The organism is Nocardiopsis codii (assembly GCF_036327455.1).
Lineage (GTDB): Bacteria > Actinomycetota > Actinomycetes > Streptosporangiales > Streptosporangiaceae > Nocardiopsis > Nocardiopsis codii.
In genome coordinates, this window is record NZ_JAUZMY010000005.1 from 123,827 (window position 1) to 146,318 (window position 22,492).

Here is a 22,492-nt window from a genome sequence, read left to right on the forward strand (position 1 = left end):
GCGGGGGCGGAGTGCGATACTGGTGGGAGAAGACCCCGTGCACACCACCATCGGCGGCCCGTTCCCGGGCGCCCCACGTGGCACCACCGATCCCGGAGCACCCCACGCAGCGACCACAACCGCACCAGCCCACCGGTCGAACGGTGACGGCGCGCCCTCTCGAGGCAGTCCGCGGCCACATCATCGAACCCGCTCTCACACCACTGGAGAACTCATGAACCCCGCGCTCCTCAGGCTCCTGAACTCGGCCGACGCCACCGGCAGGGTCATCACCGGAGAACACCTCTGGCAGACCTGGAGTGTCGCCGAGCAGCGCCAGTGGGTGACCCCGGACAGCCCCGAAGGCCGGTTCGTGACGGCTGAGGGCATGAACGCCCGGCGCTTCGCCACCGGTGAGGGCGAGGCCGACCACGCCCGCCGCGCGGTCTACACCCACGCGGCGGACCCCGAGGACCTGGCCCAGCTGCTGGCCGTGCTGGGTCTGGACCACGACTCCGAGGAGGACGGAGCGGTCACGCGCTGATCCGCTCCCTCCCGAGTACGAGCACCGGCCCGTGCCGTGGTCTCCCGCCCCGGAGACCTCGGCACGGGCCGTTCGTTCCGGGGGCGGGCGTCCCCCGGGGGAAGACCGCCGACCACGTCGTGCCCCGGCCCGTATCGCGGTCCGGAGCGGGCCCGCCCGTGTCCGGTCAGCGGGACGTGGACGCGGGGCCGGCGCGCACGTGCGCACGCTCCCCCTGCAGGCCGAACAGGATGAGGAGCTCGACCACGCCGCCGTCGGCGCTGCCGAGCCAGTGCGGCAGGGACGTGTCGAACTCGGCTGCCTCACCGGGCGCCAGCGTCAGGTCGCGTTCGCCGAGCACGAGCCGCAGGCGGCCGTTGAGCACGTACAGCCACTCGAAGCCGTCGTGGGTCTGCGGGGTCGGTTCGAGCGGGCTCCGCCGAGCGGGGATGATCATCTTGAACGCCTGCATGCCGCCCGGACGCCTGGACAGCGGAACGAAGACCATCCCGAACCGCCGGATCGGCTTCAGGTGGATCCGGGGGTCGCCCGTGCGCGGTGCGCCGACGAGGTCGTCCAACGGGACGTCGTAGGTACGGGCCAGCGGCAGGAGCAACTCCAGGGTCGCCCTGCGCTGACCGCTCTCCAACCGGGAAAGGGTGCTCTCCGACACCCCGGTCGTCACAGCGAGGTCGGCGAGGGTGATGCCCCGGGCGCGGCGCAGTGCCCGCAGCCGCCGGCCCACCTCGTCGAGTACGTCCTCAGTTTCGCGATCCACGAGCCCATCTTGCCAGAACCGCAAGTTTTCGTGCCGGATCGTGGTGGCCCCGGAGAGACTGAGCCCCTTCCGACAGAAGGAGCCCCGATGAGCACCACCGATGCGGTCACATTCTGGGACGGCGTCCACGCGGACCGGCCTGCGGCGACCGACCCCCGGCCGAACGCCCGTCTCACCGAGACGGTCACGGGCCTGCCGCCCGGTCACGTGCTGGACCTCGGATGCGGCGACGGCGGCGACGCGCTGTGGCTCGCCCGCCAGGGGTGGCACGTCACCACCGTCGACATCTCGGCCGTGGCGGTCGAGCGGGTCGCCGGCCTCGCCAGCTCACACGGCCTGGGAGACCTGGTCGCCACCGAGCAGCACGACCTGCACACGTCCTTCCCGCGTGGCCGGTTCGACCTGATCTGCGCCCACTACCTCCACACCTCCTTCGACCTGGACCGGGCAGCCGTCCTGCGCGGGGCCGCGCACGCACTGCGCCCGGGCGGACTGCTGCTGGTCGTCGACCACGGCTCGACCGCGCCGTGGTCGTGGAACCAGGATCCGGACGTCCGGTACCCGACCCCGCAGGAGCTCGCCGCGGACATCGGTCTGGATCCGGCGACGTGGACGGTCGAGCGGGCCGACGCACCCCGCCGGATCGCGACCGGCCCCGACGGGAGCACCGCCGAGGTCACCGACCACGTCCTGCTCATCCGCCGCACCGCCTGATCCGGAGCCGAGAGCAGCATGCCGACGAAGGAGACCACCGTGCCCACCCCCTCCCACCGCGGGGACACCCCGCCGCCCCGGACCGGAGGCAGCGAGGCCGAGGTCCTGCGCGCGTTCCTCGACTACCTCCGGGCCTCGATCGCCGCGAAGGTCGACGGCGCCCCCGAACCGCAGGTCCGAACAGCCGGAGTGCCCTCCGGCACGAACCTGCTCGGCCTGCTCAGCCACCTGACCTTCGTCGAGCGCGCGACGTTCCTCGGGGAAGGGGTGCCCGACTGGCAGGCGACGTTCCGGGCCGCGCCCGCTGACAGCTCGGCCGATGTCGTCGCCCGCTACCGGGAGACGGTCGAGCGTGCGAACGAGGTCCTCGACGGGTGCGCCGACCTCGGCGCACCGGTCCCCCGGCCGCGGGAGGACCGCCCCGGCCCCAGCGCGCGCTGGGCACTCGTCCACCTGATCGAGGAGACCGGCCGCCACGCCGGCCACGCCGACATCCTCCGTGAACTGGTCGACGGAGCGACCGGGCGCTGACCCCGCACCGTCCGGGGCCGTGGAGCAAGCGGCCAGGACCCGGCGTCGAGGACCACCCGGCACCGCAGCAGGTGCCAGGAGGGGGTGCCTAGTCCAGGCTCAGCGACCTGACCAGGTCGAGCATCTCCGCGTGGTACAGGGCGGCCGGGTTGTTCGAGACCGGTCGGATATGGCCGTCGATCTCCAGGGCCACCAGCCCGTGCATCCGGCCCCAGACGCGCAGGGCGAGGGCAGCCGCGGCCGGGGGCGCGTCAGGGAGGTCCTTCCGGATCTTCGCGACGTAGTCCGGGTGCAGGTCGGACCACGCGGTGTCCTCGGGCTGGTGGTGTCGGGCCCGCGGCCAGGCGGCGGCCACCAGCCCGGTGAGGTTGCGGCACACCCTGCGCGCCGTCTGGTCCACCGGCCCGCCTTCGGGGGGACGGTAACCGGGGACGGGGCTGCCGTAGAAGAGCCGGAAGCCCTCCGGGTTGGCCAGTGCCCATTCCCTCAGGGCCTGCCCCCAAGCCATCAGCCTGCCGCCGGTATCGGACTCGGGCACACCGGCGTCGGCGGTTTCCACCGCTTCCGCGAGGGAGTCGGAGATTTCGTCGATCAGCGCCGTGACCAGGTCGTCCCGGGTCGGGAAATAGCTGTAGATCGCGCGCGGGGTCATCCGCATCTCGCGGGCGATGCCGCGGAGCGATATCGATCCCGGACCCTCCTCGGCCATCTGCCGCAGGGCGATGGTCCTGATCTCCTGGCTCGTCTCCGCCCGCAGTCGTTCCCTGCGGCTCATCGCGGCGGGTGCGCCCTCGCTGTTGCCCATGCGGGCCAGGTTACAGGAGTGCGTTAGTATTCACCAGATCATAAGTATACGCCGTGTCCAAAGGAATCAGGGGTGCTCATGGCCGCCTATGTCATTGTCGGAGTCGACGTGCTCGACGAGGAAGCCGCGTGGGCCTACGCCGCCGTGGCCCAGCCGTCCGTCCTCAGCTACGGCGGTCGTTATCTGGTCGCGGGGCCGACGGCCGAGCCGGTCGAAGGCGGCTGGGACTTCGCACGGCTCGTGGTCATCGAGTTCCCCACCATGGCGCGGATCCGGGAGTGGTACGACTCGGCCGAGTACCGCAGGGCCAGGGAGATTCGCGCGGACGCGATCCGAGTGCAGCTGTCGTTCTTCGAGGGCGCGCCTCCCGAGGGCTCCCCCCTCCCGGCCTAGGTGTACTGACCTGAGAGGTTGGTGACGCGGGAGGCGGGAGGGTCGCCTATGGCGGTGTGGAACCGGTGGTGATTGTAGTGGTCCAGCCATCCGGTGAACGCCTCCCGCTTTTCGGCCTCGGACCGCTAGGGGCGGGCGGCCGCGGCGCCCCGTACTCCGTCCTCGGCGTGGACGGCACCGCGTGGGTCCGGGGCCGGGCGTCGGCCCAGCCCCTTCCCGGCCCCTCTCAGGGCTGGTCCATGGCCCGCCGGATCTCGGACAGGTCGATCCGCACCATCGAGAGCATCGACCGCATGGCGCGCTCGGCGCGGACGGGGTCGGGGTCGTCGATGAGGTCGTCGAGCTCGGCGGGGAAGACCTGCCACGAGAAGCCGTACCGGTCCCGGAGCCAGCCGCACTGGACCTCCTCGCCCCCCTCGCCGAGCTTGTTCCAGAAGTGGTCGGACTCCTCCTGGCTGTCGCAGCTGACCTGGAGCGAGACGGCCTCGGAGAACGTGAACTCGGGGCCGCCGTTCAGAGCGGTGATCTGCTGGCCGTCGATCTCGAAGTCCACGGTGAGCACCATGTCCGCGGGCCGGGGACCCCCGGGCCCGAAGTGGCGCGTCCTCAGGACCCGGGAGTTCTCGAACAGCCCGACGTAGAAGTTCGCGGCCTCCTCCGCCTGGGTGTCGAACCACAGGCAGGGGGTGATCTTGTTCAGCGTGCTCATCGGTCGTCCTCTCGGCACGTGACGCGGTTCCTGGCGTCCTTCCTACACGTACCGACCCGGCCGGGCGGAGCAACTCATCGGGCGGCCCGCACATTTTTCGATCCGCACCCAAGTTCCTCTGTATTGCTTTAAAGTACTCTTTTGCAAGGTAATGTCAGGGATGCATAGAGGAGTTTCCAGAGTCCCGATGAGGAGTGGGCGTTGGATCAGCAGTACTACTCGGTGGACCAGGTGGCCGAACTCCTGGACCTGCACGTCAAGACGGTACGCGCCTACATCCGCGACGGCCGCCTCAGGGCGACCCGGATCGGCAAGCAGTACCGCGTCCGGCGCCAGGACCTGGAGGAGTTCACCGGCGGACCGCTCCCGGGGCCGGAGGCGCCCGAGGCTGCGGGCGGCGGTCGCACCGCCGAGGCGTCCACGGTCGTGCGGGTCGACGGGATCGGTCCCGACGACGCCTCGCGTCTGACCAACCTGATCTCGGCCTCCCTGGCCGGGGCGCCGGGTGGCGCGGCGCGGGTCCACGTCCAGACCGTCCACGACCCGGCGCGCGCGAGCCTGAAGGTCGTCGTCCTGGGCGACCTCGCCGGAACGGCGGCGGTCCTGGAACTCATCGGCCTTCTGGTGGACGAGGAGAGAGAGTGAGCGGTTCGATGACGGATGTCGTGCAGGAGATGGGCGGCGCCCAGGTCATGGTGTGCGCGGCCGACGGGCCGCCCCTGAGCGGCGAGGCCGAGGCGATCGACCTCATCGGGAACGCGTCCTACCGCGGCGCCTCGTGGGTGGCCGTGCCCGTGGGACGCCTCGACGGGGACTTCTTCACCCTGCGGACCGGGCTCGCGGGGGCGGTGGCCCAGAAGTTCGCCAACTACCGGATGGGCCTCGCCGTCGTCGGCGACGTCTCCGCGCACGTGGCGGCGAGTACCGCCCTGCGGGACCTGGTCAGGGAGAGCAACCGCGGCCGGAGCCTGTGGTTCGCCTCCGATATGGAGGAGCTTAAGACCCGCCTGGCCTCACACAACATCCGTCGCGTCTCAAATCCTGAGAATGGCGTATCACTGTAAGAGACGATCGGTGTAGGGTCGCACTCCTCGGCAGATATCGGCGACCCGGTGAGAGGGCGATCCATGACGCGTTACACCCACGGCCAGCACCCGTCGGTCACCGACTCCTACCTCTGGCGCAACGCGGAGAACTCCTGCGCCTACGCGCTCGACCGGATGACGCCCGGCCGTTCCCTGCTGGACGTGGGCTGCGGACCGGGCAGCATCACCGTCGACCTCGCCCGACGCGTCGCCCCGGGCCCGGTCACCGCGGTGGACGCCTCTCCCGAGGCGGTCGACCTCGCCCGTGCGGCGGCCGAGGAAGCGGGAGCCGACAACATCGTGTTCCGGGTGGCCGACGTCCACCGCCTGGACCTGCCCGACGACTCCTTCGACGTCGTCCACGCCCACCAGGTCCTCCAGCACGTCGCCGATCCGGTCCGGGCACTGTCGGAGATGCGCAGGGTGGCCGGGCCCGGCGGGACCGTGGCCGCCTGCGACTCCGACTATTCGGGGATGTACTGGCACCCGCGCCTGCCCGAGCTGGACGCCTGGATGAACCTGTACCAGCGCATCGCCCGTGGGAACGGCGGCGAACCCGACGCCGGCCGCCACATGGTGGCCTGGGCCCACGAGGCCGGATTCACCGACGTCACCTACGTGGCCGAGGTGTGGAGCCACTCCGACCCCGACCGCCGCGCCTGGTGGGGCGGTATGTGGGCCCGGCGCATCCTGGAGTCCGACATGGGCCGCCAGGCCGTCGCCGAGGGACACGCCACCCGGGAGGAACTGGAGAGCATCTCGAAGGGGTGGACCGCGTGGAGCCAGGACCCCGACGGGGTGTTCGTGGTCCCGCGCGGGGCGATCCTGTGCCGGGCCTGACCGCCCGCGCCCCCTCCGGGACGGGCCGCGAAAACCCCATGCGCCGAGCAGGCGCCCGGCCCTAGACTGCGGCCCATGATGGCAGTCGCAGTAACCGAGTAGGCGGGCGTCCGCGCCCGCCGTACGCCCCGCCGTGTCCTGGGAGGACCGCCGGGGCCTGTTCGGCGTACCGCGCGGGCGGAACGGTCTCCTTCCCGTTCTCGGCCCGCCTCGATGCGGGCCCGACCCGATCGGCCATCACGCATGAACTCGTTCCGTACTCCTGAAGCGCGCCCCGGCCGCCAGGAGCGTTCCACCCGTGCCCGCCGCTGGTGGGCACTGGCAGCCGTGTCGATGCTGCAGTTCCTCATCGCCGTCGACGTCACGGTCGTCAACATCGCCCTCCCCTCCATCGGTGCGGACCTTGGCGCCGGTCCACAGGGGCTGACCTGGGTCGTCGCCGGGTACACGCTGGTCGGCGGCGGCCTCCTCCTGCTCGGCGGCAGGATCTGCGACCTGCTCGGCCGACGGCGCATGCTGCTGCTGGGCGCCGCCCTGTTCGGCGCCGCCTCGCTCGTGGCCGGAGCGGCGCCGGACCTGCCGTGGCTCCTGGCCGCGCGCTTCGGGCAGGGAGCGGGCGAAGCGCTCGCCTCCCCGGCGGCGATGTCACTGATCGCCATGCTGTTCCCCGGCCCCCGGGAGCGCGCCAAGGCGCTCGGCATCTGGGGTGCGATCTCCAGTACGGGCCTGGTCGGCGGGGTTCTCCTGTCGGGCGTGATCACCGAACTGCTGGACTGGCGGTGGATCTTCCTGGTCAACCTTCCCGTGGTGGCCGTGGTCCTGGTCGTGGTCCCGCTCCTGGTGGAGCCCGACCGGGTCGGCGGCGGATCTCGCGGGGACTCCGCTCACAGTGCCGTGTCCGCGTCCGTCCGGCGCCGCCCCGACCTCCTCGGTGCGGTGCTGCTGACCACCGGCCCCCTCGCCCTGGTCTACGGGGTGCTGCAGGCGGCGGAGCGCCCCTGGGCGGAACCGCAGGTCTTCGCCCCGGTCCTCGGAGGAGTCGTGGCTCTGGGGCTGTTCGTCCTGGTGGAGGCCAGGTCGAGCAACCCGCTGGTGCCCCTGTCCTTCTTCGCCGACCGGACCAGGCTGGTCGCCAACGCGGCGACGGTGCTGCTCAGCGCGGCACTGTCGACCTCGTTCCTCCTGGTGACCCTCTACCTCCAGGAGGTGCTGGGGATGGGCCCGCTCCGGGCGGGGCTGGCGTACGTGCCGTTCTGCGCGGCGATCCTGCTCTCGGCGGCCCTGGTGAGCCGGGTCATCGGCGCGATCGGGCTCTCCGGCGCCGCCATCGCCGGCCTGCTGTCGGCCGCGGCGGGTACTGCCTGGCTGTCGCGGCTGCCGGTCGACGGCGACCTGTGGACCGACGCCATGCCCGGCATGCTGCTGGTCGGGGCGGGCATGGGCATCGGCCTGATCGCCCTCCAGAACGCCGCCCTGCACGGGGTGACCGAGGCGGACGCGGGCGTCGCCTCCGGCGTCCAGCGCTCGGTCGACCAGCTCGGCGGTGCCACTGGTATGGCCGTCCTCGTCGGCGCGGCCGTCGCTGCCGGTACGCCCGGTGACGCCACCGCCTCCGTCGAGGGGTACCGGGCCGCCTTCACCTGGGCGACCGTCGGCGTTCTCACCGCCGCGGCGGGCGTCGCCCTGTCCGCCTGGCGGACCCTCCGCGCCTGACAGGAGATGCCGCCCCCGGGGCCGTCGCACGAGCGTCGGCCCCGAGGGCGCGATCGCACGAGGCGGGCACCGCGTCGCCGCGGCCGGCTGGCCCGCGCACAACCTGGCCCGCGCCGGACGGAGGTCAGTCGGTGTCGTAGACGGTGACCCCGACACCCCGGTCGAGGAGTTCGCTCTCGATGAGGGGCTGCACGCGGGACCACCGGCCGCCCGCGAGCCCGCAGCCGATGCGGGGCATGTGCACGGTGGCGCCCAGGTCGAGGGCGTGCGAGGCCAGGACGCGCAGACAGGAGGCGATCGCGTCGTAGCGGACGGGTGGCCCGCCGCTGCCCCGTCTCGTGCCGTGCTGGGCCACCATGTTGGCCACCCAGGTGTCGGGCGCGACCGCCGTCAGGCGTACGGCCCCCAAAGCGAAGTCGTTGCGGGCGCGTTCTCGGTGCCAGGCGCGGTAATCGCGTTCGGGTCCGGGCCAGCGCCTGGAGACGGCGAGCACGAACCCCTTGCCCCAGCCGCCCCTGTCGTTGCACACATGGGCGATGATCTTGGGCCCCGGGGCCTGGGGGCTGGTGGCGTCGCCGCGGATGATCCGCAGCCCGGGTGGGACGGCGTCGGATGGCATGGCCGAACGTTAGCGGGCGGAGACGACAGGGCGCACGAGGATATGCGCCCGCTCGGCGCGCCCGCGCGGACACAGGCGGTCGCCCCCCGCGGAGCCTGGGTGCGCGACACCGCCGACACCCCCTGACAAGCTCCGTGCGGGCGATATAGCGTCGATGTGTCACGCATGCGCGGCAGTGTACGCAGCCAGCTGGAGGAAGCATGTCCGACCTGCCCATCGGCTACTGGCTCAAGCACCTGGACCGGCTCATCGAGAACGACTTCGACCGGGCCCTCGCCTCGGAGTCGTTGGGGCGCCGCCACTGGCAGGTGCTCAACTCCCTGCACATCGAGCCCGGGACGATCGATGGACTGGACCGCAGGCTGGCACCGTTCCTGGAGGAGGACGAGGCCACGGTCGCCCCCGCGCTCGATCGGCTGCGGGAGCTGGGGTGGATCGAGGGTGCGGACACGCTCGCGCTCACGCCCCGGGGCGAGGCCGAGCACGAGAAGCTCTTCGCGAGGGTCAGTGAGGCCCGCGCCCGGCTCACCCGGGGAATCGGCGACGAGGAGTACCGCGCCGTCGTCGACGTGCTGGAGCGGATGTCGGCCAACCTCGAACAGGACTGAGGGGCCGGCCCCGTGCTGGGGCGCTCGCCGGGGTCACCCGGCGCGGGTCACGGCGCGAGCAGTTCCCGGGTGAGCTCGACGAACGCCAGGTCGGCGCGCCTGGGGACGCCGAGGGTCTCGTCCCCGTAGGGGAACGGCTCGGTCTTGCCGGTTCCGGTGTATCCGCGCCGCTCGTACCAGGCGATCAGTTCGGGGCGCTGCTTGAGCACCTTCATCCGCATCAGGCGGCAGCCCCACTCGGCCACGGCGGTGCGCTCGGCCTCGGCCAGAACGCGACGTCCCAGTCCGCCTCCCTGAATGGTGGGCCGGACCGAGAACATCCCGAAGTAGGCGCCGTTGACGCCGCGCTGGAGTTCGCAGCAGGCCACGAGCAGGCCGTCGGCTTCGGCGACGAGGATGATCGTGTTGGTGCGCCCGAGCAGTTCGGACATTCCCTCGGCGTCCACGCGCTGGCCGTCGAGCAGTTCGGCCTCCGTGGTCCATCCCTGCCGGGAGGAGTCGCCCCGGTAGCAGGCGTTGACCAGTGCGACGAGGGCGGGGACGTCGGCGGGGACCGCGCGCCGGTAGGTGAGGCTGAGCGGCTCGCCGGATGCCGTCTCACTGGTCTGGCTGGTGGTCACGCGCGTCTCCCCCGTCGCTTTCGGTCACTGGCACCACCCAGTATCAACCACCGGGAAGCCCGGAGAATACGGACCCCCGGCGCGAAAACCGACATCGTGAGCGCCCCCCAGGTCAGGGGTCCGCCCGGTACCCCCAGGCCTCCCCGATCCGCCCCAGGAAGTTCCGCAGCCGCTGCCGCGCGTCGTCCGCGTCGAGCATCCCGGGGGTGACCATCAGTTCGAGTGCGAGCCCGTCCACCTGGGTGTGCAGGTAGCCGGCCCATTCCTCCACCCAGGGGTCGGCGTGGGGCTCGAAGGGGTTGCCGACCGGGGCCCCGACGAGCGAGGCGACCAGTTGGCGGTAGAGCCTGCGCTGGAGGTTCCAACGCTGCGCCCGGTCCTTGTCGTACTCGCCCAGGACGCCGGCGGACTCCCACGCCCGGTACTCGGCGCGCCGCGTCCCGTCCAGGGGCAGGAGCTGTTCGGCGTACTCGGCGACGCGGTCGGTCAGCGGCATGTCGGGGGACTGCTCTGCCGACAGACGGGTGATCCGCTCGGTGACGCGGTCCTCGGACAGGTTCATGGCGAAGACCAGGAGTTCCTCGCGCGTCTGGAAGTAGTGGCGCAGTGCCCCCGGCGACCAGCCCGCCTCGGCGGCCACGGTGCGGATGGACACGGCGGTGGGGCCGGACTCGGAGATGACCCGCCACAGGGCCTCGGCCAGCTCCCGGCGGCGCTGTTCGTGGTCGACGATCTTTGGCACCCCACCTTTCTAGCACACGTGTGTTATTTTATTTGACACAGGCGTGCGAGAAAAACGCGAGGAGACCGCCATGCCCCCCTGGGAAGTACTGCTGCCCGTCGCCGGACTGGCGCTGCTGGACACACTCAGCCCCGCCACCATCGGAATCTCCCTGTACGTGCTGTTGAGCGGTGCGCGTTCGGTGGCCCGCCCCCTCTTCGCCTTCCTGGGCACCGTCGCCCTCTTCTACTTCGTGCTGGGCTGTGCTCTCATGCTCGGCTTCGGGTTCCTGCTGGACACCCTGGGGGGTGCGGCCGACAGCGCCCCGGTCAGCTGGGCGATGGTCGTCCTGGGCGGTGGCCTGCTGGTCTACAGCTTCCTCGCACCGACCAAGCCGCGCGCGCAGCGCAGGCCCGCCTCCTTCCGTACGGTCGCGATGATCGGACTGGGTCTCGCCACCGGCCTCCTGGAGGGCGGCACCGCCTTCCCGTACTTCGGCGCGATCGGCATCATGACCACCGCCGAACTGCCCGCCACCACCTGGCTGGCCGTGCTGGCCGCCTACAACGTGGTGATGGTGCTCCCCCCGATCCTGCTCTACCTGGGCCACCGGGCCCTGGGCGAGCGTCTGCGCCCCAGGTTGGAGCGCTGGCGCTCCAAGGTGGAGGCCGGATCCAGGGAGGCGCTGGCGTGGATCATCGGCCTGGTCGGGTTCTTCCTCCTCGCCAACGGCCTCGCCCGCACGGGCGCCCTCGCCGCCGTCGAGGGTTCCGGGTTCGTCACCTTCCTCAACGGGCTGTAGCCGGCGGGGAGTCGCGGCGGCGCCAACGGGTGGTGGGGGCCGCACCACCACCGATACGCGTGTGGACGGCCCTGCCTCCCGGGCGGGCCGGGCGTAGTTTCGTTGCCATGAACATGACCAAGACCCCCTTCGCGCAGGTCGTCGCCGATTCCCGGTACAACCTGTGGGGCCTCCCCCTGGCCCTCGTCTCCTTCACGCTCGTCGTGGTCGGGCTGGCGGTGGGAGCGGGCACAGCCGTGGTCATGGCCGGAATGTTCCTGATGGTGGGCACCCTGCACGCGGCGCGGGGGCTCGCCCACGTCGAGCGGATCCGCCTCGCGGACCTCCACGACAGACCGGTGGTGCGCCGCCCCTACCGCTCCCCCGCGGCCGGCTCCGGCCCCCTGCGCCGGGCCCTGGGGCCGCTCGCCTGCCGACAGAGCTGGCTGGACGCGCTGCACGCGGTCGTGCGCCTCCCGGTCGCCGCGGTCGGGTTCGGCGTCACCACCGCGTGGTGGGTCGGCGCCGCGGCCGGACTGCTCCACCCCCTGTGGGGGTGGTCGCTGTACACCGTTCCCGGCTACACCGACCTGGGGACCTACGTCGCCCCGGAGTACCCGGTACTGGCCACCACGGTGATCCACATGCTCGCCGGAGCCCTGCTCGCCCTCAGCCTGCCGCTGGTCGTACGCGGCTGCGCCCACGCGCAGTCCACCCTCGGCCGTGCCCTGCTCCTGGCCCCCGAGGACGCGGGCGTGCGGGTGTACACCGCGGCCCCGCCCCACGGACCCGCGGGCGAGGGGGGCCACCAGCCCGTCCCGCCCGTCGGGCAGTACGTGTCGTCGGCCGTGTGAGGCACGCGGGACCGCCGCGGGCCGGGGGCGTCAGAGCCCCCGGTACAGATCCGTCAGCAGGGCGACGGCGGCGTGCGTGGCCGGGTGGGGGTCGTGCCGTCGCCACACCACGCGGACGGGGATGCTGGGAGCGTCGCGCACCGGGCGGTAGACGATCCCGTGGCGGCGGTACTGGGCCACGGTGCTCTCCGCGGTGATGCCGACGCTGCGTCCGGTGGAGATCTCCGCGAACCAGTCGTCGATGTCGTTGACGTGCTCCATCACCGGGCCGTTCTCCTCGGGCCACAGTTCGGCGGTGGTGGTCCCGGTGCGCCGGTCGAAGATGAGGTGCCGTCCGGCGATCTCGGCCAACCGCAGCGACCTCCGTCGGGCCCAGGGGTCGTCGGAGGCCATCGCGCAGTACCGGCGCTCACGGCCCACGACGGCGCTCTCGAAACGGCGCCCGTCGAAGGCGGCGCGCACCACCGACAGGTCGCACAGGCCCTCGGCCAGGCCGCCGGTGGGCGAGTTGGTGCGGACCAGGTGCAGTTCGGTGCCCGGGTGGAGGTCGGCCCAGCGCCGCTGGAACTCTGCGGTGTGGCGTCCCACCGCCGACCAGGCGTGCCCCAGGCGCAGCCGCGTGTGCCCGTCGACGGCCTCGCGCACCAGGTTGTCGGCCTCGGACAGCACCACCCTGGCCCGGGCCAGGACCTGGACCCCCGCGGTGGTCGGTGTGACGTTGCGACTGGTGCGGTGCAGGAGCCGCACCCCCAGCGCCCTCTCCAGGGCGCCGAGGTTGCGGGACACGGCCGCCTGCGAGACCCCCAGGTCGAGGGCCGCGTCGGTGAAGCTCCCGGTGTCGATGATCGCGACCAGGCAGCGCAGGTGCCGCAGTTCCATGTCCATGCGCACAGCGTATAGATGGTCGCACGCATGCATTTTGCGTATGTGGCCGTGAGCAGCATGCTCGCCCCATGGACACGCCGACGAACACTCCGCAGACGGGAACCGCCGCCACCCCGCTCTCCTCGGACGCACCGGACACGCGGTCCCGGCTGACGGGGATGGCCGTGATGCTCGGCAGCGGTATGTCCAACCAGTTCGGGGCCTCCCTGGGAGCACTGGCCTTTCCGGTGATCGGACCGGCCGGCGTGGTGGCCGTGCGCCAGTGGGTCGCCGGTCTGGTCCTGATGTCTGTCGGGCGGCCCCGCCTGCGTGCGTTCACCTGGTCCCAGTGGTGGCCGGTGCTGTCCATGGCCCTGGTCTTCGGCACCATGAACCTGACCCTGTACTCCGCCATCGACCGCATCGGTCTGGGGCTCGCCGTGACCCTGGAGTTCCTCGGCCCCCTGGCCGTGGCCCTGGCGGCCTCACGCCGGTGGATGGACCTGGTGTGCGCGCTGGTCGCGGGTGGCGCGGTCGCGGTGCTGATGCGCCCCCAGGCCAGCACCGACCACGGCGGCATGGCGCTGGCCCTGATGGCCGCCGCGTGCTGGGCCTCCTACATCCTGCTCAACCGGACGGTGGGGCGCCGGGTTCCGGGCATCGAGGGCTCGGCCGCCGCGGCCGGGGTCTCGGCGCTGGTGTTCGCGCCCATCGGTGTGCTGGTGCTCGTCGCCCACCCGCCGACCCCCGTCGCGCTGGCCTGTGCCGCCGCGGCGGGCGTGCTGTCCTCGACCGTCCCGTTCCTGGGCGACCTGTTCGCTCTGCGCCGGGTCCCCGCGCGGTACTTCGGGTTGTTCATGAGCGTGCACCCGGTGATGGCGGCGCTGGTGGGACTGGTGGTGCTGGGGCAGGCGTTGGAGTGGGTCGACTGGGCGGCGGTCGCGGCCATTGTGGCGGCCAACGCCACCAGCGCCCTGGCGCCGGGGCGTGCGCAGCGCCGACCGGGGGCGGCCCGCGTCCGGGCATGAACCGCATGTGCGGCCGGGCGACGACGCACCGGCCGCGCGGGTTCGGGGGTGACGGCCGCCCGGGGAGGGCACTGCGGGATTCCGCCCCGGATTTGACCTAAATATTTGTTGAGGTTCTACGGTTCATGTCAACAGCCCCAACACCCCCGGTGGTCGATCATGAGCATGGAAATGGCCGCGTGGAACTCCGTGTACCACGCGATGCACGCGAGCGAGGACCGGCGCCCCTTCTCCCTGCCGGTCCTGCGCAGGATCGCCTCCTTCGCCCGCCCCCACACCCGACGCCTCTCCTGGTTCCTGGTCCTGAGCGTGGCCACCGCCGCCCTCGCCGTGGCCTCCCCCCTGCTGGCCGGGCGGGTCGTCAACGCGATCATCGACGGCGGCGCCCTGCGCCCGGTGCTGCTCCTGGCCGGACTCATCGCGGCCGTCGCCGTCACCGAGGCGCTCCTGGGGCTGGTCGTGCGCCAGCTGTCGGCCCAGGTCGGAGAAGGCCTCATCCTCGACCTGCGCACCACCGTCTACGACCACGTCCAACGCATGCCGGTCGCCTTCTTCACCCGCACCCGCACCGGAGCCCTGGTCAGCCGGCTCAACAACGACGTCATCGGCGCCCAGCGCGCCTTCAGCGACGTCCTCTCCGGGGTGGTGAGCAACCTGGTCACCCTCGCCCTCGCCCTGGCCGTGATGCTCACCCTCTCCTGGCAGATCACCCTCCTCTCCCTCGTCCTGCTGCCCCTGTTCGTCGTGCCCGCCCGCCGCATGGGCGCCCGCCTGGCCAGGATCGAGCGGGAGCGCGCCGTCCACAACGCGGCGATGGGCACCCAGATGACCGAGCGGTTCTCCGCCCCCGGCGCCACCCTGATCAAGCTCTTCGGCCGTCCGAGGGAGGAGTCGGCCGAGTTCGCCAGACGTGCCGACAGGGTCCGCGACATCGGCGTACGCACCGCCATGGTCCAAGAGGTCTTCTTCACCGCCCTCACCCTGGTCTCGGCGCTCGCCCTGGCGCTGGTCTACGGACTCGGCGGCTTCTACGCCCTGCGGGGCCAGCTCGACGCGGGCACCGTCGTGTCCATGGGCATGCTGCTCACCCGCCTGTACGCGCCGCTCACCTCCCTGGCGGGCGCCCGGGTCGAGGTCATGAGCGCTCTGGTCAGCTTCAGCCGGGTGTTCGAGATTCTCGACCTCAAGCCGCTCGTCGACGAGAAGACCGACGCGCAGACCGTCCCCGACGGCGCGGTGTCGCTGGAGTTCGACGACGTCACCTTCGGCTACCCCAGCGCCGACAAGGTGTCCCTGGCCTCCCTGGAGGAGGTCGCCACCCTGGACACCGGTGACACCGGGGACGTCCTGCACGGGGTGTCCTTCCGGGTCGAACCCGGACAGATGGTCGCCCTGGTCGGCTCCTCCGGTGCGGGCAAGTCCACCATCGCCCAACTCGTCCCTCGCCTGTACGACGTGGACACCGGCGCCGTGCGCCTGGGCGGGACGGACGTGCGCGACCTGACCTTCGACTCCATCCGCGCCACCCTGGGCATGGTCACCCAGGACGGACACCTCTTCCACGAGTCGATCCGATCCAACCTGGCCCTGGCCTCCCCCGGGGCCACCGACGAACAGCTGTGGGACGTGCTGCGCCGGGCCCGGCTGGACACCCTCGTGGCCGCACTGCCCGACGGGCTGGACACCGTGGTGGGCGAGCGCGGCTACCGGTTCTCCGGCGGTGAGCGCCAGCGCCTGACGATCGCCCGGCTGCTCCTCGCCGGACCCGAGGTGGTCATCCTCGACGAGGCGACCTCCGCGCTGGACTCCACGTCCGAGGCCGCGGTCCAGGCCGCCCTCACCGAGGCGCTGAAGGGGCGGACCGCCCTCGTCATCGCGCACCGGCTGTCCACGATCCGCGCGGCCGACGCGATCCTCGTCATCGAGGAGGGGCGGGTCGTGGAGCGCGGTACGCACGCCGAACTGCTGGCACGGGACGGCCGCTACGCGGAGCTGTACCGGACGCAGTTCGCCACCGGCGGCCCCGGGACGGCCGTCGCCGAGCCCGCCGCGGCCGGGTAGCGGCCCCACCGACCCCGTCCCCCGGTGGCGCCACACCGGGGGACGGCTGCGCCGCGTCTAGGAGTTGCCGATCTCGCGGACGACGCGGGCCGGGTTGCCGACGGCCACCACGTTCGCCGGAAGGTCCTTGACGACCACCGAGCCGGCGCCGACCACCGTGTTCTCCCCGATCGTCACACCGGGGCAGACGATGACCCCGCCGCCCAGCCACACGTTGTCGCCGATGGTGATCGGCTCACCGGCCTCCCACTTGGCCCGCCGCAACTCGGGGTCGACGGGGTGGGTGGGGGTGAGCAGCTGGACGTTCGGGCCGATCTGCACGTCCGCGCCGATCCGGATCGGGGCCACGTCCAGCATGACCGCGCCGCAGTTGACGAACGTGCGCGGTCCGACGGTGATCTGGTACCCGTAGTCCACCCGCAGCGGGGGTCGGATCACGCTGTCCTCGCCCAGCTCCCCGACGAGCTCGGCCAGCGCCGCGTGGCGTGCCGCCAGGTCCTCGATCGTGGAGGAGTTGAACGCCTCCGTTCGCTTCTCCGCGAGGAAGAGGTCGTCCAGGAGCTCGGGGTCGTCGGCGATGTAGAGCTCACCGGCGAGCATGCGGGCCTTCTGAGTGGTCACACGGGGTCCCTTCGGTCGCGAATCCGATCACGACCCTAGCCGCGCGTGCGCCGCCCGGATCACGGGGCCCCGGGCGGGCAGGCGGGGTCACGGGAGGCGACGCACCCGGGATCGAGGGGATCACTGCGGGATCTGGCGGCAGACCCCCGTCGCGTTCAGATCACGGCAGCCCCTGCTCGATCGCGATATCGGAACGGTAGGCGGCGGCAACTCCGCCCGCGACGGTTCGCCGACGCCATTGACCGCTCGGCTGCCGCCCGAGCCCCGCCGCCGCGGCGATCCTTGCGCACTCATGTATCGCAACCTATTGGTTGTGATAGTTTGCATGGCAACCGAAGTGTTGCAATGGAGGTCGCGGTGCCCGTCCCGGACAGCATCGAGCGCGTGCTCGAACTCGCCCATCCACCCGAGAAGGTGTGGGCCGCGTTGACCACCGCCGAAGGACTTGGCGGCTGGTTCGGCTCCCGCGCGGAGATCGACGACCTGCGTCCTGGTGGCGAGGCGCGCGTGTGGTGGGACCGGCAGGACGGGCACACCCTCGCGATCCAGGTCGTCGAGCCGCCCCACCGGTTCGCCTACACGTGGGCGATCGACGGACTGTCAGCGGGCGACCCGCACCGGACCCGGGTCGAGTTCACCTTGGAGCCCGCCGGCGCGGGCACGCGGTTGACGGTGCGCGAGACCGGCTTCGCCCGGTTGCCGGACGACCTTGCCGGCAGCGCCTACGAGGAGAACACCGCGGGCTGGCGGACGGAGCTGACCGAGTTGGACGGGTACCTCGATGCCGCGTCCTGACCACCCCGAGACCGATGCCGAGTCGACCGCCCAGGCGGTCTTCACCGCACTGGCCGACCCGACGCGGCGTGGCATCCTCGCCGAACTCGCCGCGCACGGTCCGGCGACGGCGACCGATCTGGCCGACCGGCTCCCCATCTCACGCCAAGCGATCGCCAAACACCTCGGCCTGCTGTCCGATGCCGGACTGGTCCGGGCGGAGACCGGGGAGCGGCGCCGGATCCGCTTCCGGTTGCAGACCGGGCCGATGGCCGTCGCCCAGTCGTTCCTCGCCGCGATGGCGCGCGACTGGGACGGCCGTCTGACCGCACTCCGCGACCACCTCGACGACCACAGGAGGACGGGGACATGACCCCGACGTTCCGCGGCGGCCACAACATCGCCATGAAGCTGCCCAAGGCCCAGTTCGACCGCACCATCGCCTTCTACCGCGACATCCTGGGAATGGAGGTCACCGACGAGGGCAGCGAGGCCGTCGCGGACGGCGTTGCCCAGAGCGCATCGGTGCGGTTCGGTCCGGTCAAGCTGTGGTTCGACCGCGTCGACAACTACGCGCGGTCCGACCTGTGGCTGGAGCTGTTCACCGACGACGTCGGCCTCGCGACCCGGCACCTGGCCGCGCACGGTGTCGCGGTCCAGGACGAACTGGAACCGCTCCCCTCCGGACTGGATGCCCACTGGATCAGCAACCCGGTGGGTATCCCGCACATCGTCCGGCTCCCCGAGGAGGCGGAGTAGGGGGTCGAGGAGGATGGGGTCCCGGCTCTACCGCTGAATCCTGTCGTCATCCTCCCCGCCTCCCGACCACGGGGCCCCGGACTGGGGGCGGGTGCTCCCGGTGGACTGGTCGGGTGCGTGGCGGAGCGCCGGGAGCAGGACGCCGTCGACCATCGACACGAGGAAGTCCCGGTCGAACGGTGCGCGCTGGACGAGCGCGCGGAAGGCGGCCATCGACGGGACGACCTGCGAGAGCGTGTCGATGTCGGCCGTGGCCGGGACCTCTCCCCGGTCGACCGCCCGCCGCATGAGGGCGTGGTGCGCCTCGGCCCAGGGGCGGACGATCGCGGCGGTGCCCGCGTCGGCCAGTGCCCGGTCCTCGACGAGCATCGAGGCCAGCCCCGCCATGATCCTCAGCCTGCGCTCGCTCTCCCCGACCGACTGCGGCCTGAACAGGCCGAGCAGGTCGCCCCGGAGGGTCCCGGTGTCGGGCAGGTGCTCCAGGTCGACCTGGTTCCGCTTCATGCGCGCCACGGCGTCGATGACCAGTTCCGCCTTCGAGGGCCAGCGGCGGTACAGCGTGGCCTTTCCGGCTCCGGCCCGGGCGGCGACCAGGTCCATGGTCAGCCGGGAGAAGCCGACGTCGGCCAGGACCTCCAGCGTCGCGTCGAGGATGTCGCCGTCACGGGAGTGGTCCCGCTTGCGGCCGGGGCGTACGGGCACCTCGCCCCGGGCCGCGGGATCGCGGGTGTCGCCGTCTCGCGTCATGGCAGCAGTCTCCTCGTCGCTCGGTCCGCCACCACGATACGCCTCAGTTCCGGAACCAGTGCGTTCCGGAACTGGCACGTATCGAATTGACCGCGCGGTGTGGCACGATGAGCCGATGCACCACGTGACCGACGACGAACGCCGCGCCCGCCTGGCCGTGCGGCACGCACTGGCGCCGGGGGCCCGCGCCGACTCCCCCGAGGCCGCCGCCCGGGCGGTGACCGCGCTGCACGCCACCGAGCCCGCCACGGTGTACCTGTCGTGCTGGGCGCGGGTCACCTCACTGACCGTCGCCGACGTCGACAGGGCCCTCCACGAGGACCGCCGGCTGGTGAAACAGCTGGCGATGCGGCGCACCCTCTTCGTGTTCCCGCGCGAGCTGCTGCCGGGCGTCTGGCCGAGCGCCTCCGCCCGTGTCGCCGCCGCGGAGCGCGCCCGCATGGGCAAGGACCTCGTCAGGGCGGGGCTCACCGACGACGGCGGCGCCTGGCTCGACAGGGCCAGGACAGAGGTCCTCTCCCTGCTCGCCGGAGCACCGGAGGGCCTCGCGGCCGTCGACGTGCGCCGGGCGGTCCCGTGGATCGACGTGAAGGTCGAGGGGACGGCGGGCGAGGTGTGGTCGGCGCCCCGGGTGCTCACCCTCCTCGGCGCCGCCGGTGACATCGTCCGCGGCACCGACGCCGGACGCTTCCCGGTCTCCCGACCGCGGTGGACCCTGGCCGGGCACTGGCTCGGCGAGGTTCCCGACCCGTGGCGTGCGGACGAGGGGTACCGAGAACTCGTCCGCCGCTGGCTCCTGCGTTTCGGCCCGGGGACCGAGGACGACCTCGTCTGGTGGCTGGGCGCGACGAAGACGATCGTGCGCGGCGCGCTGGCCGAGCTGGACGCCGTCGCGGTCTCCCTGGACAACGGCACCACCGGCTGGCTCCTCCCCGACGACGTGGGAGGGACCGAGGATCCCGGCGAGTGGGTCGCGCTCCTGCCGGTGCTCGATCCGACCGTCATGGGCTGGCGCGACCGGGACTTCTACCTGGGGCCGCACCGCGAGCCGCTCTTCGAGCGCCGCGGCAACGCGGGCACCACTGCCTGGGTCAACGGCCGCGCGGTCGGAACGTGGGTGCAGGACGCCGCCGGAACGGTCCGGGTGCACCTGCTGGAATCGGTCCCCGCCCCGACGCGGCGGGCGCTGGACGACGAGGCCGCGCGGCTGACCGAGTGGCTCGGCGGGGTCCGTGTCGGCACCGGCTACGTGTCACCGGCGATGAGGGCGGCCCTGGCCGAGCGGGGATGAGCCGAGCGGCCTCACCGGCGGGTGTGGCAGGGCCGCCTCCGGCTCTTCACGGAGGCGGCCCTGCGGTTGGAGGGGGTCAGAGGACGCGTCGCGCCCCGGGGACCGCGCGGACCGCGCCGGCCAGCGCCCAGCAGGCCGGGATCGCGAGAGCGGCCATGACCAGGAACTTCACGGCGGCGGCGGCCTCCCAGCCGCTCAGCGCCATCCCCAGTCCGACCAGCACCAACGGGTGCAGGAAGTACACGGCGAAGGCGTTGTCGACCAGGAACCCGGAGAAGCGGGTCCGCCGGTCGAGGAATCGGCGGAAGAACACCATCAGGGCGAGCGTCACGCCGATCGTGAAGAACGACTCCGCGACCATCTGGGACAGCGCCGCGGCCGTACCGGGCTCGACCGCCGCCACTCCGGAGACCACCGGCAGGACCAGGAACGCCACCAGCCCGAGGACGGCCGTCGCGATCCCGTACCAGCCCGCCCGGCCGGGCAGCCGGGTGAACCAGTTGCCGCGGTAGGCGAACACGCCGACGGTGAAGAGGGCGGCGTACTGGGGCAGGTAGTCGGGGCTGGGCAGGCCCACGAACGGCCAGTAGGGGGCCGGGTTCACCCAGCGCCACAGGAAGGACACCACGGCCAGGCCGACGGTGAAGGCGACGACCGGGCCGAACCAGCGCAGGGGTGCCGTGTCCTCGGGGCGGGCGACGGGTCCGACCGCCGCGCCGCGGCGCTCGGCCCGGCGCTCCCGGAGACCGCGCACCATCACGTAGGTGAGGCTGAGGACGAGCAGGACCTCGACGAACCACATGGGACCGGGGTCGAAGGACACCAGGTAGAAGAGCCAGTAGGGCATCTCCGCGCCCTGGGCGGCAGCCCCCTCCGCGTACAGCCGGTAGGCGCCGGTGGTGATCAGGGGCCGTACGAGCAGGACGAACAGCAGCAGAGGGACGCCCAGGCGCACCAGCCGCTCGCGGACGAAGCCCCGCCGTCCCCTCCGGTCCCTCGCGCCGGGCACGAAGTAGCCCGCGAGCAGGAAGAACAGCCCCATGAAGTAGGTCTGGTTGATGATGACGACCAGGTCGAGCAGTCCGCCCGTGGGGTCCTGGGCGGGCTCGGTGTAGTACCACACCGGGATGTTGCCGTAGGTGAGGGCGACGTGGTGCAGTACGACCAGGACGGTCAGCGCCACGCGGAGGTTGTCCACATGGTGCAGGCGTCTGGGGCGTGGGGGCTCCGCTTCCGGGCTCAGAACGGGTGCGGGTTGCTGTGTCATGGTGTCCTCGTCTTGGGGGTGGGGCGCCGGTCAGTCGGCGCGGGTGGCGCGGACGAGCTGTTCGCCGAGTTCGGCGGCGTGCGCCATGAGGTCGTGGTCCGGGTGGACGCGCCAGTACTCGAACATGCCGTCGGTGGCGGACTGCTGGGTCACGGCCATCGCCCGCACGTCGAAGTCGCGGAACTCGCCGCTCTTCTGCCCCTCCCGGTAGAGCCCCTCCAGGGACTCGAAGAGGGGTTCGGACTCTCCGACCCCGTATCGGGGGGAGCCGTCCGGCCTGCGGGCGTGGATGAAGATCTGCGCCAGGGCCGCCATGCGGCTCCGGTGCTCCAGGGCGTAGGCGGCCACGCCCCGCACGTGTGCCCGGAGCATGTCGGCGGCGTTGTCCTGGGCGAGGATCTCCGGGATGACGGACTCGGCGATCTCCGTGTAGACGCCCGTCACCAGCTGGTCCATCAGCTCGTCCTTCCCTGCGAAGTGGTAGGAGATCACGCCCTTGCTCACCCCCGCCTCCCGTGCGATCCGTGCCAGGGAGGCGTTGGGGTAGCCCACGCCGGCGATGGTCTCGATCGCCGCCGCGATGATCTGCGCCCTGCGGGCCTCCTCGATGAAGGACCGCTTCTGACCGGTAGGCTTATTTTCTGACCGCATGGCCAGAATCTATCACGGGCGGTCAGAAATCCATGGGGGATGACCCTGAGCCGACCCTGGCCCGCCCCCTCCTGCCAGGGGGTGGGAACCCCGGTGCGCGGTTCCGACTTCGGGGGCACGCCGGTCGAGTTCCTCGCCGATGAGCGGGCGGCCTCC

General features: G+C 72.1%; 28 protein-coding genes and 1 pseudogene. 17 read left to right on the forward strand and 12 right to left on the reverse strand.

What is annotated here, in order from left to right; genetic code table 11:
* Window positions 1-214: 214 nt before the first annotated feature.
* A complete protein-coding gene (locus Q8791_RS07170; protein ID WP_330090796.1) occupies window positions 215-523 on the forward strand; it encodes a hypothetical protein in 309 nt (102 codons plus the stop codon).
* Between the two features lie 166 nt (window positions 524-689).
* Here the strand turns inward: Q8791_RS07170 and Q8791_RS07175 are convergent, their stop codons facing one another.
* Complete coding sequence (locus Q8791_RS07175; RefSeq protein WP_330090797.1) at window positions 690-1,280, reverse strand: XRE family transcriptional regulator; 591 nt, start codon at window positions 1,278-1,280, stop codon at window positions 690-692.
* Between the two features lie 87 nt (window positions 1,281-1,367).
* Here Q8791_RS07175 and Q8791_RS07180 point away from each other — a divergent pair, with 87 nt between their 5' ends.
* Both Q8791_RS07180 and Q8791_RS07185 read left to right on the forward strand, forming a co-directional pair.
* Window positions 1,368-1,994 carry an SAM-dependent methyltransferase gene (locus Q8791_RS07180; protein ID WP_330090798.1) on the forward strand — a complete coding sequence of 209 codons (627 nt, stop codon included), beginning with the start codon at window positions 1,368-1,370 and terminating at the stop codon, window positions 1,992-1,994.
* Window positions 1,995-2,012: 18 nt separating this feature from the next.
* The gene (locus Q8791_RS07185; RefSeq protein ID WP_330090799.1) at window positions 2,013-2,525 is read left to right on the forward strand and encodes a DinB family protein; all 513 of its coding nucleotides are present in this window, start codon (window positions 2,013-2,015) and stop codon (window positions 2,523-2,525) included.
* A gap of 88 nt (window positions 2,526-2,613) precedes the next feature.
* Here the strand turns inward: Q8791_RS07185 and Q8791_RS07190 are convergent, their stop codons facing one another.
* Window positions 2,614-3,330 (reverse strand): TetR/AcrR family transcriptional regulator, encoded by a 717-nt coding sequence (locus Q8791_RS07190; protein WP_330090800.1) that lies wholly within the window; start codon window positions 3,328-3,330, stop codon window positions 2,614-2,616.
* Between the two features lie 78 nt (window positions 3,331-3,408).
* Between Q8791_RS07190 and Q8791_RS07195 the strand changes: the two genes are divergently transcribed.
* Window positions 3,409-3,723, forward strand: a complete 315-nt coding sequence (locus tag Q8791_RS07195) for a DUF1330 domain-containing protein (RefSeq protein ID WP_330090801.1) — start codon at window positions 3,409-3,411, stop codon at window positions 3,721-3,723.
* Here the strand turns inward: Q8791_RS07195 and Q8791_RS07200 are convergent.
* Together Q8791_RS07200 and Q8791_RS07205 are read right to left on the reverse strand one after the other, a co-directional pair.
* Window positions 3,720-3,821 (reverse strand): annotated as a pseudogene (locus tag Q8791_RS07200) (IS481 family transposase); the annotation flags it as partial. The gene Q8791_RS07195 and the pseudogene Q8791_RS07200 overlap by 4 nt on opposite strands.
* A gap of 128 nt (window positions 3,822-3,949) precedes the next feature.
* Window positions 3,950-4,432, reverse strand: coding sequence for a VOC family protein (locus Q8791_RS07205; RefSeq protein WP_330090802.1), 483 nt, complete (start codon window positions 4,430-4,432; stop codon window positions 3,950-3,952).
* 201 nt (window positions 4,433-4,633) lie between these two features.
* Between Q8791_RS07205 and Q8791_RS07210 the strand changes: the two genes are divergently transcribed.
* The 4 genes from Q8791_RS07210 to Q8791_RS07225 all read left to right on the forward strand — a co-directional run bounded on the left by Q8791_RS07210 (window position 4,634) and on the right by Q8791_RS07225 (window position 8,070).
* Window positions 4,634-5,077, forward strand: coding sequence for a helix-turn-helix domain-containing protein (locus Q8791_RS07210; protein ID WP_330090803.1), 444 nt, complete (start codon window positions 4,634-4,636; stop codon window positions 5,075-5,077).
* Entirely contained in the window at window positions 5,074-5,496 is a 423-nt protein-coding gene (locus tag Q8791_RS07215; RefSeq protein ID WP_330090804.1) for a DUF4180 domain-containing protein, read from the forward strand. The genes Q8791_RS07210 and Q8791_RS07215 overlap by 4 nt, the downstream gene beginning before the upstream one ends.
* Before the next feature lie 63 nt (window positions 5,497-5,559).
* Window positions 5,560-6,357 (forward strand): methyltransferase domain-containing protein, encoded by a 798-nt coding sequence (locus tag Q8791_RS07220; RefSeq protein ID WP_330090805.1) that lies wholly within the window; start codon window positions 5,560-5,562, stop codon window positions 6,355-6,357.
* Window positions 6,358-6,600: 243 nt separating this feature from the next.
* On the forward strand, window positions 6,601-8,070 hold the full coding sequence (locus Q8791_RS07225; protein ID WP_330090806.1) for an MFS transporter: 1,470 nt from the start codon (window positions 6,601-6,603) through the stop codon (window positions 8,068-8,070).
* A 124-nt stretch (window positions 8,071-8,194) separates the two neighbouring features.
* On the opposite strand, the gene Q8791_RS07230 is transcribed toward Q8791_RS07225, so the two are convergent.
* A complete protein-coding gene (locus Q8791_RS07230) occupies window positions 8,195-8,689 on the reverse strand; it encodes a macro domain-containing protein (protein WP_330090807.1) in 495 nt (164 codons plus the stop codon).
* A 200-nt stretch (window positions 8,690-8,889) separates the two neighbouring features.
* On the opposite strand from Q8791_RS07230, the gene Q8791_RS07235 reads away from it, so the two are divergent.
* Complete coding sequence (locus Q8791_RS07235) at window positions 8,890-9,297, forward strand: MarR family winged helix-turn-helix transcriptional regulator (RefSeq protein ID WP_330090808.1); 408 nt, start codon at window positions 8,890-8,892, stop codon at window positions 9,295-9,297.
* Window positions 9,298-9,344: 47 nt separating this feature from the next.
* Here the strand turns inward: Q8791_RS07235 and Q8791_RS07240 are convergent, their stop codons facing one another.
* A complete protein-coding gene (locus Q8791_RS07240) occupies window positions 9,345-9,917 on the reverse strand; it encodes a GNAT family N-acetyltransferase (protein WP_330090809.1) in 573 nt (190 codons plus the stop codon).
* Between the two features lie 112 nt (window positions 9,918-10,029).
* Window positions 10,030-10,659, reverse strand: coding sequence for a TetR/AcrR family transcriptional regulator (locus tag Q8791_RS07245; protein ID WP_330090810.1), 630 nt, complete (start codon window positions 10,657-10,659; stop codon window positions 10,030-10,032).
* Between the two features lie 70 nt (window positions 10,660-10,729).
* Between Q8791_RS07245 and Q8791_RS07250 the strand changes: the two genes are divergently transcribed.
* Window positions 10,730-11,440 carry a GAP family protein gene (locus Q8791_RS07250; RefSeq protein WP_330090811.1) on the forward strand — a complete coding sequence of 237 codons (711 nt, stop codon included), beginning with the start codon at window positions 10,730-10,732 and terminating at the stop codon, window positions 11,438-11,440.
* Window positions 11,441-11,547: 107 nt separating this feature from the next.
* Window positions 11,548-12,273 carry a sensor domain-containing protein gene (locus Q8791_RS07255; protein WP_330090812.1) on the forward strand — a complete coding sequence of 242 codons (726 nt, stop codon included), beginning with the start codon at window positions 11,548-11,550 and terminating at the stop codon, window positions 12,271-12,273.
* A gap of 30 nt (window positions 12,274-12,303) precedes the next feature.
* Here the strand turns inward: Q8791_RS07255 and Q8791_RS07260 are convergent, their stop codons facing one another.
* Window positions 12,304-13,158: a LysR family transcriptional regulator gene (locus Q8791_RS07260; RefSeq protein ID WP_330090813.1), complete on the reverse strand. Its 855-nt coding sequence runs from the start codon at window positions 13,156-13,158 to the stop codon at window positions 12,304-12,306.
* Between the two features lie 68 nt (window positions 13,159-13,226).
* Between Q8791_RS07260 and Q8791_RS07265 the strand changes: the two genes are divergently transcribed.
* Complete coding sequence (locus tag Q8791_RS07265) at window positions 13,227-14,165, forward strand: EamA family transporter (RefSeq protein ID WP_330090814.1); 939 nt, start codon at window positions 13,227-13,229, stop codon at window positions 14,163-14,165.
* 159 nt (window positions 14,166-14,324) lie between these two features.
* Window positions 14,325-16,226, forward strand: a complete 1,902-nt coding sequence (locus tag Q8791_RS07270; protein WP_330090815.1) for an ABC transporter ATP-binding protein — start codon at window positions 14,325-14,327, stop codon at window positions 16,224-16,226.
* Between the two features lie 57 nt (window positions 16,227-16,283).
* On the opposite strand, the gene Q8791_RS07275 is transcribed toward Q8791_RS07270, so the two are convergent.
* A complete protein-coding gene (locus Q8791_RS07275; protein WP_330090931.1) occupies window positions 16,284-16,826 on the reverse strand; it encodes a sugar O-acetyltransferase in 543 nt (180 codons plus the stop codon).
* A gap of 378 nt (window positions 16,827-17,204) precedes the next feature.
* Between Q8791_RS07275 and Q8791_RS07280 the strand changes: the two genes are divergently transcribed.
* Genes Q8791_RS07280 through Q8791_RS07290 form a run of 3 tightly spaced genes read left to right on the forward strand, consistent with a single transcriptional unit; the run spans window position 17,205 to window position 18,380 of the window.
* Window positions 17,205-17,642, forward strand: coding sequence for an SRPBCC domain-containing protein (locus tag Q8791_RS07280; RefSeq protein ID WP_330090816.1), 438 nt, complete (start codon window positions 17,205-17,207; stop codon window positions 17,640-17,642).
* On the forward strand, window positions 17,629-17,994 hold the full coding sequence (locus Q8791_RS07285) for an ArsR/SmtB family transcription factor (RefSeq protein WP_330090817.1): 366 nt from the start codon (window positions 17,629-17,631) through the stop codon (window positions 17,992-17,994). The genes Q8791_RS07280 and Q8791_RS07285 overlap by 14 nt, the downstream gene beginning before the upstream one ends.
* Window positions 17,991-18,380: a VOC family protein gene (locus Q8791_RS07290; protein ID WP_330090818.1), complete on the forward strand. Its 390-nt coding sequence runs from the start codon at window positions 17,991-17,993 to the stop codon at window positions 18,378-18,380. Before Q8791_RS07285 ends, Q8791_RS07290 begins: the two co-directional genes overlap by 4 nt.
* Window positions 18,381-18,407: 27 nt before the next feature.
* Here Q8791_RS07290 and Q8791_RS07295 read toward each other — a convergent pair whose 3' ends face one another.
* Complete coding sequence (locus Q8791_RS07295) at window positions 18,408-19,127, reverse strand: TetR/AcrR family transcriptional regulator (protein WP_330090819.1); 720 nt, start codon at window positions 19,125-19,127, stop codon at window positions 18,408-18,410.
* A gap of 115 nt (window positions 19,128-19,242) precedes the next feature.
* On the opposite strand from Q8791_RS07295, the gene Q8791_RS07300 reads away from it, so the two are divergent.
* Window positions 19,243-20,418, forward strand: coding sequence for a winged helix DNA-binding domain-containing protein (locus tag Q8791_RS07300; RefSeq protein WP_330090820.1), 1,176 nt, complete (start codon window positions 19,243-19,245; stop codon window positions 20,416-20,418).
* 76 nt (window positions 20,419-20,494) lie between these two features.
* Here the strand turns inward: Q8791_RS07300 and Q8791_RS07305 are convergent, their stop codons facing one another.
* Both Q8791_RS07305 and Q8791_RS07310 read right to left on the reverse strand, forming a co-directional pair.
* Complete coding sequence (locus Q8791_RS07305; RefSeq protein ID WP_330090821.1) at window positions 20,495-21,685, reverse strand: acyltransferase family protein; 1,191 nt, start codon at window positions 21,683-21,685, stop codon at window positions 20,495-20,497.
* Window positions 21,686-21,715: 30 nt separating this feature from the next.
* The gene (locus tag Q8791_RS07310; RefSeq protein ID WP_330090822.1) at window positions 21,716-22,336 is read right to left on the reverse strand and encodes a TetR/AcrR family transcriptional regulator; all 621 of its coding nucleotides are present in this window, start codon (window positions 22,334-22,336) and stop codon (window positions 21,716-21,718) included.
* Window positions 22,337-22,492 lie beyond the last annotated feature (156 nt).